Here is a 14,210-nt window from a genome sequence, read left to right on the forward strand (position 1 = left end):
TTGACGATCAAGGGTGAGGACCCCCGTAGCTTGACCGAGCAGCGTGACCGTTCGGTGAACACGGATCAACAGAAAAGGCGACATCCTTCGCGGATGCCGCCTTTTCCGAGATCTTCGTCGCCGCGCGTGCCGGTCACCCGGAGGTGATCGTCTCACGCCCGCGGGTCACGCCTGCGGCGACCCGCCGAGGGGTCTACCAGCCGCGCTCGGCCAGGCGGTGCGGCTGCGGGATCTCGTCGACGTTGATGCCGACCATGGCCTCGCCCAGGCCGCGCGAGACCTTGGCGATGACGTCGGGGTCGTCGTAGAAGGTGGTGGCCTTGACGATGGCCGAGGCCCGCTTGGCCGGGTCGCCCGACTTGAAGATGCCGGAGCCCACGAACACGCCCTCGGCGCCGAGCTGCATCATCATCGCGGCGTCGGCCGGGGTGGCGATGCCGCCCGCGGTGAACAGCACGACCGGCAGCTTGCCGGTCTTGGCGACCTCGGCGACCAGCTCGTACGGGGCCTGCAGCTCCTTGGCCGCGACGTACAGCTCGTCCTCGGGCAGCGAGGTGAGCCGCTTGATCTCGGCGCGGATCGTGCGCATGTGGGTGACGGCGTTGGAGACGTCGCCCGTGCCGGCCTCGCCCTTGGAGCGGATCATGGCCGCACCCTCGGTGATGCGGCGCAGGGCCTCGCCCAGGTTGGTGGCGCCGCACACGAACGGCACGGTGAACTGCCACTTGTCGATGTGGTTGGCGTAGTCGGCCGGGGTCAGCACCTCGGACTCGTCGATGTAGTCGACGCCCAGCGACTGCAGGACCTGGGCCTCGACGAAGTGGCCGATGCGGGCCTTGGCCATGACGGGGATCGACACGGCGTTGATGATGCCCTCGATCATGTCGGGGTCGCTCATCCTCGACACGCCGCCCTGCGCGCGGATGTCGGCGGGCACGCGCTCGAGGGCCATGACGGCCACCGCGCCGGCGTCTTCAGCGATCTTGGCCTGCTCGGGGGTGACGACGTCCATGATGACGCCGCCCTTGAGCATCTCGGCCATGCCGCGCTTGACGCGCGCGGTTCCGGTGACGGGGGTGCTTTCTGGCGTGCTGCTGGACACGGTCATCCTCACGGGCTCTCAACGGCGATTCTGTAAGTTATCAAGCCCATCGTAGGTCCTGAACGACCCCTCCCCCGACATGCCAAGATGTCAGGATTTATCGCCGTACATCTACAGAGTGGTGCGGACGTGGGGCTAGGGGATGACGGGCTTGCGGCTGGCGAGAGCCACCCAGACCTGGCCGGGGGCGAAGTTCATCGGCTCGCCGCTCTCCGTGGTGAACGTCGTGCCACTGTCCTCTGATTCCCGCTCCCACCTGGCCTTGTACGCCTTGCCGTCGCGCAGCACGATCGCCGAGCCCTTGCCCGTGGTGTGCACGAGCGGCGTGTAGCTCTGGTTCTTGTCGTGGAACTGCGAGCGCTCGGTCTTGGTGTACTGCACGACGATGGTGGGCGCGCTGAGCTGGCCGCCCTCGGCCGCCATGTCCTTCTTGCCGTCCTGCCAGATCAGCCACTCCTGCTTGGCCTCGGACCAGGTGAAGGTGAAGCGCGCGGCGGGCCACCTGACCGTGTACGACTTGCGCGGCACACCGCCCTCGGCGGGCGGGTCGCCGAAGGTGAAGCCGATGTCCTTGGCCTTGCTCGCCTTGGGCGCCGCGGCCAGCAGCTTCTTGGTGTGGGCGAACAGGTTGTACGGGGCGAAGCGGCCCGGCTGGCGGTAGTAGGCGCCGGGGTTGCGCGTGTCGCCCACGTCGTACAGCGAGGCCTCGGCGATGAGCGGCAGCATCTTGGTCTGCGCGCCCGAGTAGGAGAAGGCCGGCTTGCCGAACTGCGGGGTGATGTGCAGGTCGGAGATGCGCGCGCTGCGCACCGGGCCCACCTTGGCCGGCAGCTTGGAGGAGAAGATCGCCATGAGCCGGGTCAGCCCGGCCTCGACCTGCTCGATGTAGACGATGTCGGCGCTCTTGAGCCCGAGCTGCGGCTTGCCCGCCGCGGTGTTCTCGATCTTGACGGCGAGCACCGGCTTGAGCGTGTCGTACGGCTTGCCGGTGAACGGATGCGCCTTGACCTCTTCCTCTTCCTGAGGCGTCTCGCTCGGCGCGTCCGTGGCCGCCTGCGGCGCTGAACCCGCGGCCGGCTCCTCGGACGAGCAGGCCGCGACAGGCAGCAACACGGCCGCTCCGGCCAGCCAGAGGGTGATCAACCGGGGTAGCCGCACGTGTACATCTCCTCGCTTCAGCCCAAAATCGGGATGAAGCTTACTGGCTTCCCCAAATTAGGTCATTCGGTTGCCATAGCTGCCGGCGGATTGTCATCAATCTCGAAGAATTGGGGGTATTCGGTGTGCCCGGCCAGCCGGAGCGTCCTGGCCAGCCAGCGGCGCTGGGCGGCCCGCGTGACCGCCACGTGGTTGTTGTAGAACCGGCGCGAGTAGACGACCTTGGCCACCGCCGCGTCCAGCTCCTCCAGCAGCGCCCGGCCGCCCGGCGACTCCGACAGCTTCTCCCTGAAGCGCTCCTGGTCCACCACCGCGCGCAGCGTCCGCGACAGGTCGCTCTCGGCGTGCTCGCGCTCCTCGGGGCCCGCGGAGCGCGCCTCGTGCGCCGCCGCGGCCAGCACCAGCGACGTGGCGGGGTCGAGCAGGCGGGAGCCCGCCAGCTCCAGCACCACCGCCCTGCGCCGCATGAGAGCGGCGTCCAGCGCCTGCTGGGCCAGCTCCAGGCGCAGGTGCAGGCGGTCGAGCCGGCCTGCCCGCCAGGAGATGTACACCGCCGTGAGCACCACCACGATGCCCACGATCAGCACGATCATGGTGGTCGTCACAGGTCCTCCTCGGCGAACCGGGGCGGCGCGGCGGCCGTGTGCGCCGCGCTCGCGACGCGTCTCACAGGTCCTCCTCCACGCGGCCGGCGCCGCTCATGGTGACGGTCTCGTAGACGCGTACGACGTCGCGCGCCACCGTCGACCAGTCGTACTTGCGCACCGCCACCAGCGCCTCGGCCGCCAGCTTGGCCCGCCGCGCGGGCGCGTCGAGCAGCGCGGCGGCCTCGCGCGCCAGCGAGGCCGGGTCGCCGTTGGTGAACAGCGCGCCCGCCTGGCCCTCGCCCAGCACCTTGCGGAACGCCGGGATGTCGCTGGCCAGCACGGTCGCCCCCGACGCCATGGCCTCGGCCAGCACGATGCCGAAGCTCTCGCCGCGGGTGTTGGGCGCGCAGAACACGTCGACCGAGTGGTAGGCGCGGATCTTGTCGGTCTCGCTCACCATGCCCAGCACGGTCACCCGGTCCCTGAACCGCTTCGGCACCCGTTCGTAGACGTCCTTCTCATCGCCCGGCCCTGCGATGAGCAGCTTCACGTCGGGCCGCCGCTCGGCCAGGATGGCGAACGCGTCGAGCAGGATCGGCAGGCCCTTGCGCTCTTCGTCCATGCGGCCGAGGAAGCCGATCGTGGCGCCGTCGGGGCCCCAGCCGTCGAGCGGCTCGGCGTCGGTGTAGCGGGAGACGGTGACGCCGTTGGGGATGAGCACGGTGTCGCCGCCGAACTGCTCGACCAGGCTCTTGCGCGCCGCGTCGGAGACCGCGATGCGGCCGCTCAGCTTCTCCAGCGCGCTGCGCAGCAGCGGCTCGGCCACCGCGATCGCGCGCGAGCGGTTGAACGAGGCATGGAAGGTGGCCACGATCGGCCCCTTGGCCGCCCAGCAGGCCAGCACGCCCAGGCTGGGGATCAGCGGCTCGTGGATGTGCAGCACGTCGAACTCGCCCGTACGCACCCAGCGCCGCACCCGCGCGGCCGACAGGAAGCCGAACGACATCCTGGCCACCGACCCGTTGTACGGCACGGGCACGGCCCGCCCCGCGCCGGTCACGTAGGGAGGCAGCTCGTCGTCGTCGGCCGCCGGGGCGATCACGGAGACCTCGTGCCCCTGCGCCATCAGCGCCTGCGCCAGGTCGTCGATGTGCTGTTTGACCCCGCCCGGCATGTCCCACGAGTAGGGGCAGACGATGCCGACTTTCATCGGGGATCCAGGTCGTCCAGCCAGAGCCGCTGCATCATGTGCCAGTCCTCCGGATGCTCGGAGATGCCCTTCTCGAACACGTCGGCGAGGCCCTGCGCCAGCACCGCGACCTTCTCCTGCCGGGTGCCCTCGGCGGGCACCGGCAGCTCCTCGTGGATGTGGATGCCCCAGTCGTCGCCCACGAAGTAGACGGTGGCGGGCAGCAGCGCGGCCCCGGTCTGCACGGCCAGCAGCGCGGGCCCCGCGGGAATCTTGGTGGCCGCGCCGAAGAAGCGCACCTCCACGCCGTTCTTGGTGAGGTCGCGCTCGGCGGGCAGGCAGACCACGCCGCCCTTGCGCAGCCGCGATGCGAGGATGCCGAAGTTGTGGCCGTCGCCGCCGGTCAGCGGCAGCACCTCCATGCCGAGCCCCTCGCGGAAGGCGACGTAGCGGCGGAACAGCGACTCCGGCCGCAGCCGCTCGGCGACGGTGGTGAACGGGTGGCCCACGCTCACCAGCCAGGCGCCCGCCTGGTCCCAGTTGCCCATGTGCGGCAGCGCCAGCACCACGCCGCGCCCGGCCGCGACGTTGTCGTGGATGTGCTCGGCGCCGATGACGTGGGTGCGCCGCACCAGCTCGGCGCGGTCCATCCTGGGCAGGCGGAAGATCTCGTGGAAGTAGCGGAAGTACGAGCGGATGCCCGCCTTGGTGAGCTCGCGCAGCTCGCGGCCGCCCGGCTCAAGGCCGGTCACCCGCGCGAGGTTCGACTCCAGGCGGCGCACCGACTTGCCGCGCCTGGCGTGGACCCGGTCGGCCAGGAACCGGAAGACCGCGGCCGTCGGGCGCTCGGGCAGCAGCGGCACGAGTGTCCAGCCGGCCGCGAACCCGGCGGCCACGATGCGGTCGCCGAACGATGCCTTGTCGCTCATCTCTCCCTCGTCTGCCCAGTCTGCTGTCTGGTCTGCTGGTGCACGGCCATCACGCGCTGGCCCACGGTGATCAGGCTGGCGACCGCGAGCAGCCACATGCCGGCCGGCAGGACGTACGGGACGCCGAGCCCTTCGAGGAACGCCGCGACCAGCGCCACCACCAGCCGCTCCGGCCGCTCGGCCAGCCCGACGTCGGCCGTCAGGCCGAGCCCTTCCGCCCTGGCCTTGGCGTAGGAGACCAGGGCGCCCAGGATCAGGCAGGCGAGCGTCACCGAGGCCGTCAGAGTGTCGTCGCGCTCGAAGAAATACAGGATCAGGCCGGCGAAGATGGCGGCGTCGGCGACCCTGTCGAAGGTCGAGTCGAGGAAGGCGCCCCAGGTGCTGCCCCCCTTTCCGCCGAGCCGGGCGACCACGCCGTCGAGCAGGTCGAACAGCACGAAGACGGTGATCACGAGCGCCCCCCAGGCGAGCTGGCCAAGGGGGAAGAAGAGCAGGGCGGACACGACCGTGCCGAGGGTGCCGACCGCCGTGACGGCGTTCGGGCCTATCCCGCGGCCGGCGAGGGCCCTGCCCAGCGGGGTGAGTATCCGGGTCACGGCCGGGCGCAGGAGTTTGAGCATCGCGGTCCGATCGTAGGCCATGCGGGGGCTGACAACTTTCTTTGCCCCGGACCCCTTGTGATATCCGCCACACGGGTATTTGGTGAACACACCGCGTCCATGCGGTTTCCGGCACCCTCCGCGCGGGCGCGGCGTTGGCAGACGGACCAACGCGAAGGGAGCGACGCCGCCTGGGCCGAGGAGCGACGGGAGCGAGCTACCGGACGCGGCTGGACGGCGTCCCCCCATCGACCGAGCCGTCTCACGAGGTGAGACGAAAGATTAGCGGGAGGCGATGTGGCGGAAAGGCACTCTGGCGGCGCCGCAGGAGCCGCGGGCAGGGCACCCGCGGCCGACAGGGCGGATGCGATTCGCAATGTCGTGCTGGTCGGCCACTCAGGAGCAGGCAAGACGACCCTCGTCGAGCAGTTGCTGGCCGCGACGGGCACCATCCAGCGCCCGGGACGCGTCGAGGACGGCAACACGGTCACCGACTTCGACGAGGTCGAGGTCAAACAGCAAAGATCCGTCAACCTCGCCGTCGCACCCCTGGTGCACAACGGCATCAAGATCAACCTTCTCGACACTCCCGGATACGCCGACTTCGTGGGCGACCTGCGCGCCGGGCTGCGCGCGGCCGACGCGGCGCTGTTCGTGGTCTCGGCCTGCGACGGCGTGGACGGGCTCACCCAGATGCTCTGGGAGGAGTGCGCCCAGGTGGGCATGCCGCGCGCGGTCGTCATCACCAAGCTCGACCACCAGCGCGCGAACTTCGACGAGGTGCTCGCCACCTGCCAGGACAAGTTCGGCGACGGCGTGGCGCCCCTCTACCTCCCCGTCGTCACCAACGGCCACGTCAACGGCCTGATCGGGCTGCTGACGCAGAAGTTCTACAACTACGCGACCGGCGAGCGCACCGAGAAGGAGCCGGGCGCCGAGTACGAGGCGCAGATCGAGGAGTACCGCGGCGCCCTGATCGAGGGCATCATCCAGGAGAGCGAAGACGAGTCGCTCATGGAGCGCTACCTCGAGGGCGAGCCGGTCGACACCGGCGTCCTCATCGAGGACCTGGAGAAGGCCGTCGCGCGCGGCAGCTTCTACCCGGTGCTGTGCAGCGGGCTGGGCGTGGGCGCCCAGGAGATCCTGGAGCTGATGACGCAGGGCTTCCCCTCCCCGCTCGAACACCCGCTGCCGGAGATCACCGACCTGTCGGGCAAGCCGGTGCAGGGCATCGCGTGCGACCCGGACGGGCCGCTCGTGGCCGAGGTCATCAAGACCACCAGCGACCCGTACGTGGGCCGCATCAGCCTCGTACGCGTCTTCTCCGGCACGCTGCGCCCCGACATGAGCGTGCACGTCTCCGGCCACGGCCTGGCCGACCGCGGGCACGAGGACCACGACGTGGACGAGCGCATCGGCACCCTGAGCTGCCCGCTGGGCAAGCAGCAGCGCACCGCGCCCAAGGCGATCGCGGGCGACATCGTGGCGGTGGCGAAGCTGTCGCGCGCCGAGACCGGCGACACCCTCTCCGACGTGGACCGCCCGCTGCTGATGACGGCGTGGAGCATGCCCGAGCCGCTGCTGCCGGTGGCGATCAAGGCCAAGTCGAAGGCCGACGAGGACAAGCTGTCGCAGGCCCTGGGCAGGCTGGTGGCCGAGGACCCGACGCTGCGGCTGGAGAACAACGCAGAGACCCGCCAGCTCGTGCTGTGGTGCATGGGCGAGGCCCACACCGACGTGCTGCTCGACCGGCTGGCCAAGCGGCACGGCGTCGAGGTCGAGCGGGTCGAGCTGCGGGTGCCGCTGCGCGAGACGTTCGGCGGCAAGTGCCAGGCGATGGGCCGCAACGTCAAGCAGACCGGCGGACACGGCCAGTACGCCATCTGCCACCTGGAGGTCGAGCCGCTGCCGTCGGGCTCGGGCTTCGAGTTCGTCGACAAGATCGTGGGCGGCGTGGTGCCGCGGCAGTTCATCCCGTCGGTGGAGAAGGGCGTGCGCACCCAGATGGAGCGGGGCGTCGTGGCCGGCTACCCGATGGTGGACCTGCGCGTCACCCTGTACGACGGCAAGGCCCACTCGGTCGACTCCTCCGACATGGCCTTCCAGATCGCGGGCCAGCTCGCGCTGAAGGAGGCGGCGTCCAAGGTGCCGACGCTGCTGCTCGAACCGGTGGACGAGATCTCGGTGCTGGTGGCCGACGACTACGTGGGCGCGGTGATGTCCGACCTGTCCTCGCGGCGCGGGCGCGTGCTCGGCACCGAGCCGGTGGGCAAGGGCCGCACGCTGGTCAAGGCGGAGGTGCCGCAGCTGGAGATCACGCGCTACGCCATCGATCTGAGATCCATGTCACACGGGACGGGGACGTTCACGCGGACGTTCCTGCGCTACGAGCCGCTGCCGCCGAACCTCGCGAGCAAGGTGACCGCCGCGGATTGACCGGCGGGCACGGCGATCGCGACCGGACATGACGCGCCGGGAGGGCATGCCACCTGGGCATTTGTCCCTCCCGGCACAGCTCGCGGCAATTGTCACAGACACGTCACGGTATGATTGCGGTTTTCGTCGCGAGCATGCCTGAGAAGCTGCCACACTGGGTGGCACTATGCGAACTGCACGCCCACTTCTCGCCGCCACCGCTCTCGCGATCGCGACCACGTCGGCCGCCTACGTCTGGGGCCCCGACGCCAAGCCGGGCAAGGCGGCGAGCGCGAAGAAGCCGGCCGCCGCCGCGCCCGCCGCGGCCTGCAAGCCCGACGCCCGCTATCCCAAGCGTGAGCTGCGCGGAGTGTGGATCGCCACGACGACCAACCTCGACTGGCCGTCGAAGGCGGGCCTGAGCAAGGCCAAGCAGCAGGCCGAATACGTGAAGATCCTGGACAGCGCCGCCAAGCGCAACCTCAACGCGGTCTTCGTCCAGGTGCGGCCGGCCTCCGACGCGCTCTACAAGTCCTCGCTGGAGCCCTGGTCGCAGTATCTGACCGGCACGGCGGGCAAGGACCCGGGCTGGGACCCGCTGCCGTTCCTCATCGACGAGGCGCACAAGCGCGGCATGGAGTTCCACGCCTGGTTCAACCCCTACCGCGCCTCCTACAGCGACGACATCGCCAAGCTGCCCGCGGGGCACCCGGCGAAGAAGCACCCGGGCTGGACGGTCAAGTACGGCGGCCGCCTCTACTACAACCCGGGCCTGCCCGCCGTGCGCGACCACGTGACCAAGGTCATCACCGACGTGGTCGGCCGCTACGACGTCGACGGCGTGCACTTCGACGACTACTTCTACCCGTACCCGGAGGCCGGGGCGACGTTCGACGACGCCGCGGCCTTCAAGAAGTACGGCAAGGGCCAAAAGCTCGCCGACTGGCGCAGGTCCAACGTCAACAAGCTGGTCGAGCAGGTCGACCAGGCCGTGCACCGCACGAAGAACCACGTCAAGTTCGGCATCAGCCCGTTCGGGATCTGGCGTAACACCTCCAACGACCCGCGCGGGTCCAAGACGTCGGGCATGTCCGCCTACGACTCGATCTACGCCGACGCCCGCGCCTGGATCAAGGCCGGCACCGTCGACTACGTCCTGCCGCAGCTCTACTGGCCGCGCGGCCACAAGGCGGCCGACTACCGCACGCTGGTGCGCTGGTGGTCCGACGCGGTCAAGGGCAGCGACGTGCAGCTCTACATCGGCCAGGGCCTCTACCGCGTCGGCAGCAAGGACGACAGGGCCTGGACCAAGCCCGGCGAGCTGGCCGCGCAGATCGGCCTCAACCGCGACAGCAAGGAGATCGACGGCGCCGTCTACTTCAGCGCCAAGCAGCTGCTGACCAACCCGCTCGGCGCGATGGACCGGGTCGCCAAGACCTACTACGGCCGTCCGGCGCTGCTGCCGCTGATGGAGGAGCGCGGCGGCAAGGCTCCGGCCATGCCGGCGGGCGCCAAGGCCGACGGCACGCGCCTGTCGTGGAAGCCGTCCGACGGCGCCCGTTCGTACGCGATCTACCAGGTGCCGAAGTCCGGCAAGGACTGCCGCACCACCGACGCGCGCAACCTGGTGGCCGTGGTGAGCGACCCGTCCTACACGGTGAAGTCGCCGGGCACCTACCTCGTCACCGCGCTCGACCGGCTGCACAACGAGAGCAAGGCGGTCAAGGTGAAGGCGGACGCGCCCTGACGCCCGCCGCCTGACCTGAACGCGCAGGGGCCGGTCTCCGTCCGAGGAGACCGGCCCTCCGCCGTTCCGGGGCCGCGATCGGGGCGAGTCGGCCTCGCACGGGTCTGACGCATGAGAGGGTGGTCGCGTCCTGTGGCGGGCCGGGCTGGGGCTCCGGCGCCGCCGCGCCGCGCGAGGGCAGCGAGCACGGGAGGTCGTCGGCGTGAGGCGCGTGTTGGTCGTGCTGGCCGTGGTGGTCGCTCACGCGCTGGTGGGTCTGGCGGCTCCCGCCGCCGCCTCCGGCCGGGCGTCCGTGAGGGACGCGGCGGAACCGGCCGGGCGGGTGGCGCTCATCGGGGTGCCGGGGTTGCACTGGGACGACCTCACCCCGGGCGACACGCCCAACCTGTGGGAGCTGGCCGGGCAGAGCGCGATCGGCTCGCTGTCGGTCCGTACGGTCGGCAGCGTCACCTGCCCGTACGACGGCTGGCTGACGGTGTCGGCGGGCACCAGGTCGGCCGTCGGCTACGCGTGCGGCGCTCCCCCCGTCCCCCGGCAGGCCGGCGAGGGCGCCGTCATCCCCCACTACCGCTACCTCATCGACGTGGCCGGGCAGCAGGAGGCGGGCACGCTCGGCGAGACGCTCAAGGCGGCCGGCCGCTGCTCGATCGCGATCGGTCCCGGCGCGGCGCTGGCGCTGGCCGACCGGCAGGGCGCGGTGGCCCGCTACCACGACTCGCCGCTGCGCGTCAGGAGCACGGACCTGGCCCGCTGCCCGCTGGTCGCCATGGACGTCGACGACCTCATCGAGCCCTACCTGGCCCGGGCGGGCGGCCGCCTGCCCCGGGTGCCCGACGAGCTGCCCGCCGCCGAGCGCCGCGACGCGCTGCGGCTGGCCGACGCCAAGGCGGGAGCGCTGCTGTCGGTGCTGCCTCCGGACACGACGGTGCTGCTCGCCGGGCTGTCCGACCACGGCTCCGTACCGCACCTGAGGGTGGCCGCCATGCGCGCGCCGGACGCGCAGGGGCGGCTGCTGGGCGCGGCCTCCACCCACCGCGAGGACATCTCGATCATCACCGACTTCACCGCCACCGTGCTGAGCGAGCTGGGCGTGCCGGTGCCGGCCACGGTCGTGGGCACGCCGCTGAAGGCCGGCTCCGCCGGGGCCTCGATCGCGGAGCTGCGCAGGGACGACGCCACCGCGCAGGCGATCAGGTCGGTGAAGGGCGGCTACTTCACCGTGATGGCGGTGCTGCAGGTGTCGTTCTACCTGGTGGCGTTCCTGCTGCTGCGCCGCCGCAAGGGTTTGTCTCCGGTACGCGTGGCCGCCGTCGCGCTGGCCGCCCTGCCCGTCTCCAGCTACCTGGTCAACCTGCTGCCGTGGTCCGGCCTGCCGCAGCTCGTCGGCGGCGTGCTGGCGTGGACGGCCGCGGTGACCTTGCTGGCGTTCGCCGGGCCGTGGCGGCGCCGTCCGCTCGGCCCGCTGGCGGTCGTGGCCGGGGTCACCGCGCTCACCCTCGCCGGTGACCTGCTGACCGGCACCACGCTGCAGCTCAACAGCGTCATGGGGTACGGCGCCGACGTCGGAGCCCGCTACTACGGGCTGGGCAACATCCCGTTCGCACTGCTCGCGACCGGCACGCTGCTGGCCGCCACGGTGATCGCCCACCGGTGGCCGGGCCGCGTCGGCGTCGGCGCGATCGTCGCGCTGGGCGCGTTCGCGATGGTGCTGGGCGGCTCCGGGCTGGGCAGCGACTTCGGCGGCGTCATCGCGTTCGTGCCCGGCATCGCGGTGACCGCCCTCATCCTGTCGGGACGCCGGGTCTCGCTGGTGAAGCTCGGGGCGTTCTGCGCGGCCGGCGGCGTGATCGTGATGGGCTTCGCCTGGCTCAACTACCTGCGCCCGCCGAGAGAGCAGTCGCACCTCGGCAGGTTCGTGGGGCAGGTGCTGACCGGGGAGGCGTTCGACGTCATCTGGCGCAAGCTGCACGCCATGCTGGCCACCCTGCTCAGCCCCAACCTCATGCCCATCGTGATCGCCGCCGCGGCGTTCCTCGTCTACGCGATCCTGCGGCCCGAGCAGGCGTCGGCGGGGGTCGTGCCGGCCGCGTTCGAGCACTCCCCCGCGCTGCGCGCCGGCCTGATCGGCACGCTCGTCAGCGGCGTCATCGGCATGCTCGTCAACGACTCGGGCGCGGCCGTGCTGTCGATGGCGCTCGCGCTGGCCGTGCCGCTGCTGCTGGCCACCGGCATCGGCGCGCTGCCCAGGCCGCGGCGCGCGTCAGTCCCAGGCGTCGGCGAGCAGCTGGCGGGTGTCGCGAAGTAGCTGCGGCAGCACCTTCGTCCGCGCCACGACCGGCATGAAGTTCGTGTCGCCGCCCCACCTCGGCACCACGTGCTGGTGCAGGTGCGCCGCGATGCCCGCGCCCGCGACCTGGCCCAGGTTCATGCCGACGTTGAAGCCCTGCGCGCCGCTCGCCTTGCGCAGCGCCCGCAGCGCCCGCTGGGTGAACTCGCCCAGCTCCGCCACCTCCGCCGCGTCCAGCTCGTCGTAGCCGGACACGTGCCGGTACGGCACCACCATCAGGTGGCCCGAGTTGTACGGGTAGAGGTTGAGCACGGCGTACACCAGCTGCCCGCGCTTGACGATCAGGCCGTCCTCGTCGCTCATCTTCGGAATGGCGTCGAACGGGCACCCGTCGTCGGGACCGGTGCCTGTCGGCTTGTTCTCACCCTTGATGTAGGCCATCCGATGCGGGGTCCACAGCCGCTCGAAGTTGTCGGGGGTCCCGGCTCCTGCCTGATCGTGCATATCTAGCAGCATAGGACCCCGGACAAACCGGGGCCTCTTCCGGCGCAATCCTGATCGCCCCCGACAGGAGGACGCCATGCGTGAAGCCCTGGCCGAACAGTCCGTCCCGCCCGCCGACGCCTCCGAAGAACCCGCCGACGGCACCTCGCCGGAGGACTCCGCTGAGGACTCCTCTGGGGCCGCGCCGTCCTCCATCGAGGCCCCCACCGAGGGTGCCGCCGTCAAGGGGCGGATCAAGGTCGCCGACGAGGTCGTGGAGAAGGTGGCCGCGCCGGCCGCCCTGGAGGTGCCGGGCGTCGCCGACCTGGGCGGCGACCTCGTGCGGGCCTTCGAGTCCGTACGCGACCGCATCGGGCTCGGCTCCCGCCGCGCGGACTCGTCGGCGTCCTGAGTCCTGAGCACGGCCGCGTCCCTGGGACGACCGCGTCCCTGAGAACGGCCGCTTCAGCGCTCTGAGAAGCCCTCAGACCGCTCCTCGAGTCCGGCGGCGTGTCCGGGAACCCCGGTGCGCCGTCCGGCGAAACGCCGGTACGCCGTCCCGGGAAACGCCGGTACGCCGTCCGGCGAAACGCCAGTGCGCCGTCCCGGGAAACGCCGGTGCGCCGTGCCGTCCCGGGCTGTCAGGATGGCAGGCATGACCGAGCAGCTTGAGCCCATGCCCGACGACTGGCAGCGCGCGCTGGCCATCGTGGCCCACCCCGACGACCTGGAGTACGGCTGCGGGGCGGCGGTCGCCGTGTGGACCGATGCCGGGCGTGAGGTCACGTACCTGATGGTGACCAGAGGTGAGGCGGGCATCGACACGCTCTCCCCCGCCGAGGCCGGACCCGTGCGGGAGCGCGAGGAGCTGGCGAGCGCGGCGGTCGTCGGCGTGACGGCCGTGGAGTTCCTCGACCACACCGACGGAGTGATCGAGTACGGCACCGCGCTCCGCCGCGATCTCGCCGCCGCCATCCGCCGCCACCGGCCGGAACTCGTGATCACGCTGAACTTCGACGACACCTGGGGCGGCGCGCACTGGAACACGCCCGACCACCGCGCGGTCGGCCGGGCCACCATGGACGCCGTCGGCGACGCCGGCAACCGCTGGATCTTCCCCGATGCCGGCCCCGGCCCCTGGAACGGCGTGCGCTGGGTCGCCGTGGCGGGCTCCAATGCGCCGACGCACGCCGTGGACGTCACCGACGGCCTGGAACGCGGTGTGCGCTCCCTCATGGAGCACCGCGCGTACATCGAGGCGCTGCAGCCCGGCGCGGACCCGGAGGTGTACGCCCGCGAGCTCATCGAGGGCTTCGCCCGCGAGGAGGCCAAGCGCTTCAACGGCCGCCCGGCCGTCTCCTTCCGCCTCTACCCCCGCTGACCCCCACCCCGTTCACCCGCAGCGCCCGCCGACCCGCGCGCGCCCCTCGGCGCCCGGCACCCCACGCGCGCCCTCGGGCGACCCACGCACGACCTCAGCGCCCCGCAGCCCACGCACCCTCGGGACCCCGTCGACCCACGCGGCGCCCTCGGCACCCCGTCGACCCACGCGCGCCTTCGACGCCCCGCCTGCTGCATAGGCGCGCCGAGTTCTCCTCTCCCCTCCCGGCCCACCGCCCCACGGGGGTCGCGAGGGGAGAGGGGGAGACGCGAAAGGCCCGGCCACGTCCGAAGCGTGGCCGGGCCTTTCGAAGCGCGTACCGCCGCCCGAGGA

General features: G+C 71.4%; 12 protein-coding genes. 5 read left to right on the forward strand and 7 right to left on the reverse strand.

Annotated features, from left to right (window positions below):
• Positions 1–193 precede the first annotated feature (193 nt).
• The 6 genes from pdxS to pgsA all read right to left on the reverse strand — a co-directional run bounded on the left by pdxS (position 194) and on the right by pgsA (position 5,606).
• Complete coding sequence (gene pdxS, locus AB0K67_RS27600; RefSeq protein WP_364066689.1) at positions 194–1,108, reverse strand: pyridoxal 5'-phosphate synthase lyase subunit PdxS; 915 nt, start codon at positions 1,106–1,108, stop codon at positions 194–196.
• A 129-nt stretch (positions 1,109–1,237) separates the two neighbouring features.
• Positions 1,238–2,260 carry a DUF3048 domain-containing protein gene (locus tag AB0K67_RS27605; RefSeq protein WP_364066021.1) on the reverse strand — a complete coding sequence of 341 codons (1,023 nt, stop codon included), beginning with the start codon at positions 2,258–2,260 and terminating at the stop codon, positions 1,238–1,240.
• A 62-nt stretch (positions 2,261–2,322) separates the two neighbouring features.
• Complete coding sequence (locus AB0K67_RS27610) at positions 2,323–2,865, reverse strand: hypothetical protein (RefSeq protein ID WP_364066024.1); 543 nt, start codon at positions 2,863–2,865, stop codon at positions 2,323–2,325.
• A gap of 61 nt (positions 2,866–2,926) precedes the next feature.
• On the reverse strand, positions 2,927–4,057 hold the full coding sequence (locus AB0K67_RS27615; protein WP_364066027.1) for a glycosyltransferase family 4 protein: 1,131 nt from the start codon (positions 4,055–4,057) through the stop codon (positions 2,927–2,929).
• Positions 4,054–4,965: a phosphatidylinositol mannoside acyltransferase gene (locus AB0K67_RS27620; RefSeq protein ID WP_364066030.1), complete on the reverse strand. Its 912-nt coding sequence runs from the start codon at positions 4,963–4,965 to the stop codon at positions 4,054–4,056. Before AB0K67_RS27620 ends, AB0K67_RS27615 begins: the two co-directional genes overlap by 4 nt.
• Positions 4,962–5,606: a phosphatidylinositol phosphate synthase gene (gene pgsA / locus AB0K67_RS27625; RefSeq protein WP_364066033.1), complete on the reverse strand. Its 645-nt coding sequence runs from the start codon at positions 5,604–5,606 to the stop codon at positions 4,962–4,964. Before pgsA ends, AB0K67_RS27620 begins: the two co-directional genes overlap by 4 nt.
• Before the next feature lie 255 nt (positions 5,607–5,861).
• Between pgsA and AB0K67_RS27630 the strand changes: the two genes are divergently transcribed.
• The 3 genes from AB0K67_RS27630 to AB0K67_RS27640 all read left to right on the forward strand — a co-directional run bounded on the left by AB0K67_RS27630 (position 5,862) and on the right by AB0K67_RS27640 (position 12,031).
• Positions 5,862–8,000 (forward strand): elongation factor G-like protein EF-G2, encoded by a 2,139-nt coding sequence (locus tag AB0K67_RS27630; protein WP_364066036.1) that lies wholly within the window; start codon positions 5,862–5,864, stop codon positions 7,998–8,000.
• A 166-nt stretch (positions 8,001–8,166) separates the two neighbouring features.
• Positions 8,167–9,726 (forward strand): family 10 glycosylhydrolase, encoded by a 1,560-nt coding sequence (locus AB0K67_RS27635; protein WP_364066039.1) that lies wholly within the window; start codon positions 8,167–8,169, stop codon positions 9,724–9,726.
• A 202-nt stretch (positions 9,727–9,928) separates the two neighbouring features.
• Positions 9,929–12,031 carry a hypothetical protein gene (locus AB0K67_RS27640; RefSeq protein WP_364066042.1) on the forward strand — a complete coding sequence of 701 codons (2,103 nt, stop codon included), beginning with the start codon at positions 9,929–9,931 and terminating at the stop codon, positions 12,029–12,031.
• Here AB0K67_RS27640 and AB0K67_RS27645 read toward each other — a convergent pair.
• Positions 11,987–12,517 carry an HIT domain-containing protein gene (locus tag AB0K67_RS27645; protein ID WP_364066044.1) on the reverse strand — a complete coding sequence of 177 codons (531 nt, stop codon included), beginning with the start codon at positions 12,515–12,517 and terminating at the stop codon, positions 11,987–11,989. The two genes, AB0K67_RS27640 and AB0K67_RS27645, sit on opposite strands and share 45 nt — an antisense overlap.
• A gap of 76 nt (positions 12,518–12,593) precedes the next feature.
• On the opposite strand from AB0K67_RS27645, the gene AB0K67_RS27650 reads away from it, so the two are divergent.
• Positions 12,594–12,908 (forward strand): hypothetical protein, encoded by a 315-nt coding sequence (locus AB0K67_RS27650; RefSeq protein ID WP_364066046.1) that lies wholly within the window; start codon positions 12,594–12,596, stop codon positions 12,906–12,908.
• 243 nt (positions 12,909–13,151) lie between these two features.
• Positions 13,152–13,877 (forward strand): PIG-L deacetylase family protein, encoded by a 726-nt coding sequence (locus tag AB0K67_RS27655; protein WP_364066048.1) that lies wholly within the window; start codon positions 13,152–13,154, stop codon positions 13,875–13,877.
• Positions 13,878–14,210 lie beyond the last annotated feature (333 nt).

The organism is Nonomuraea sp. NPDC052634 (genome assembly GCF_040678535.1).
Classification (GTDB): domain Bacteria; phylum Actinomycetota; class Actinomycetes; order Streptosporangiales; family Streptosporangiaceae; genus Nonomuraea; species Nonomuraea fastidiosa.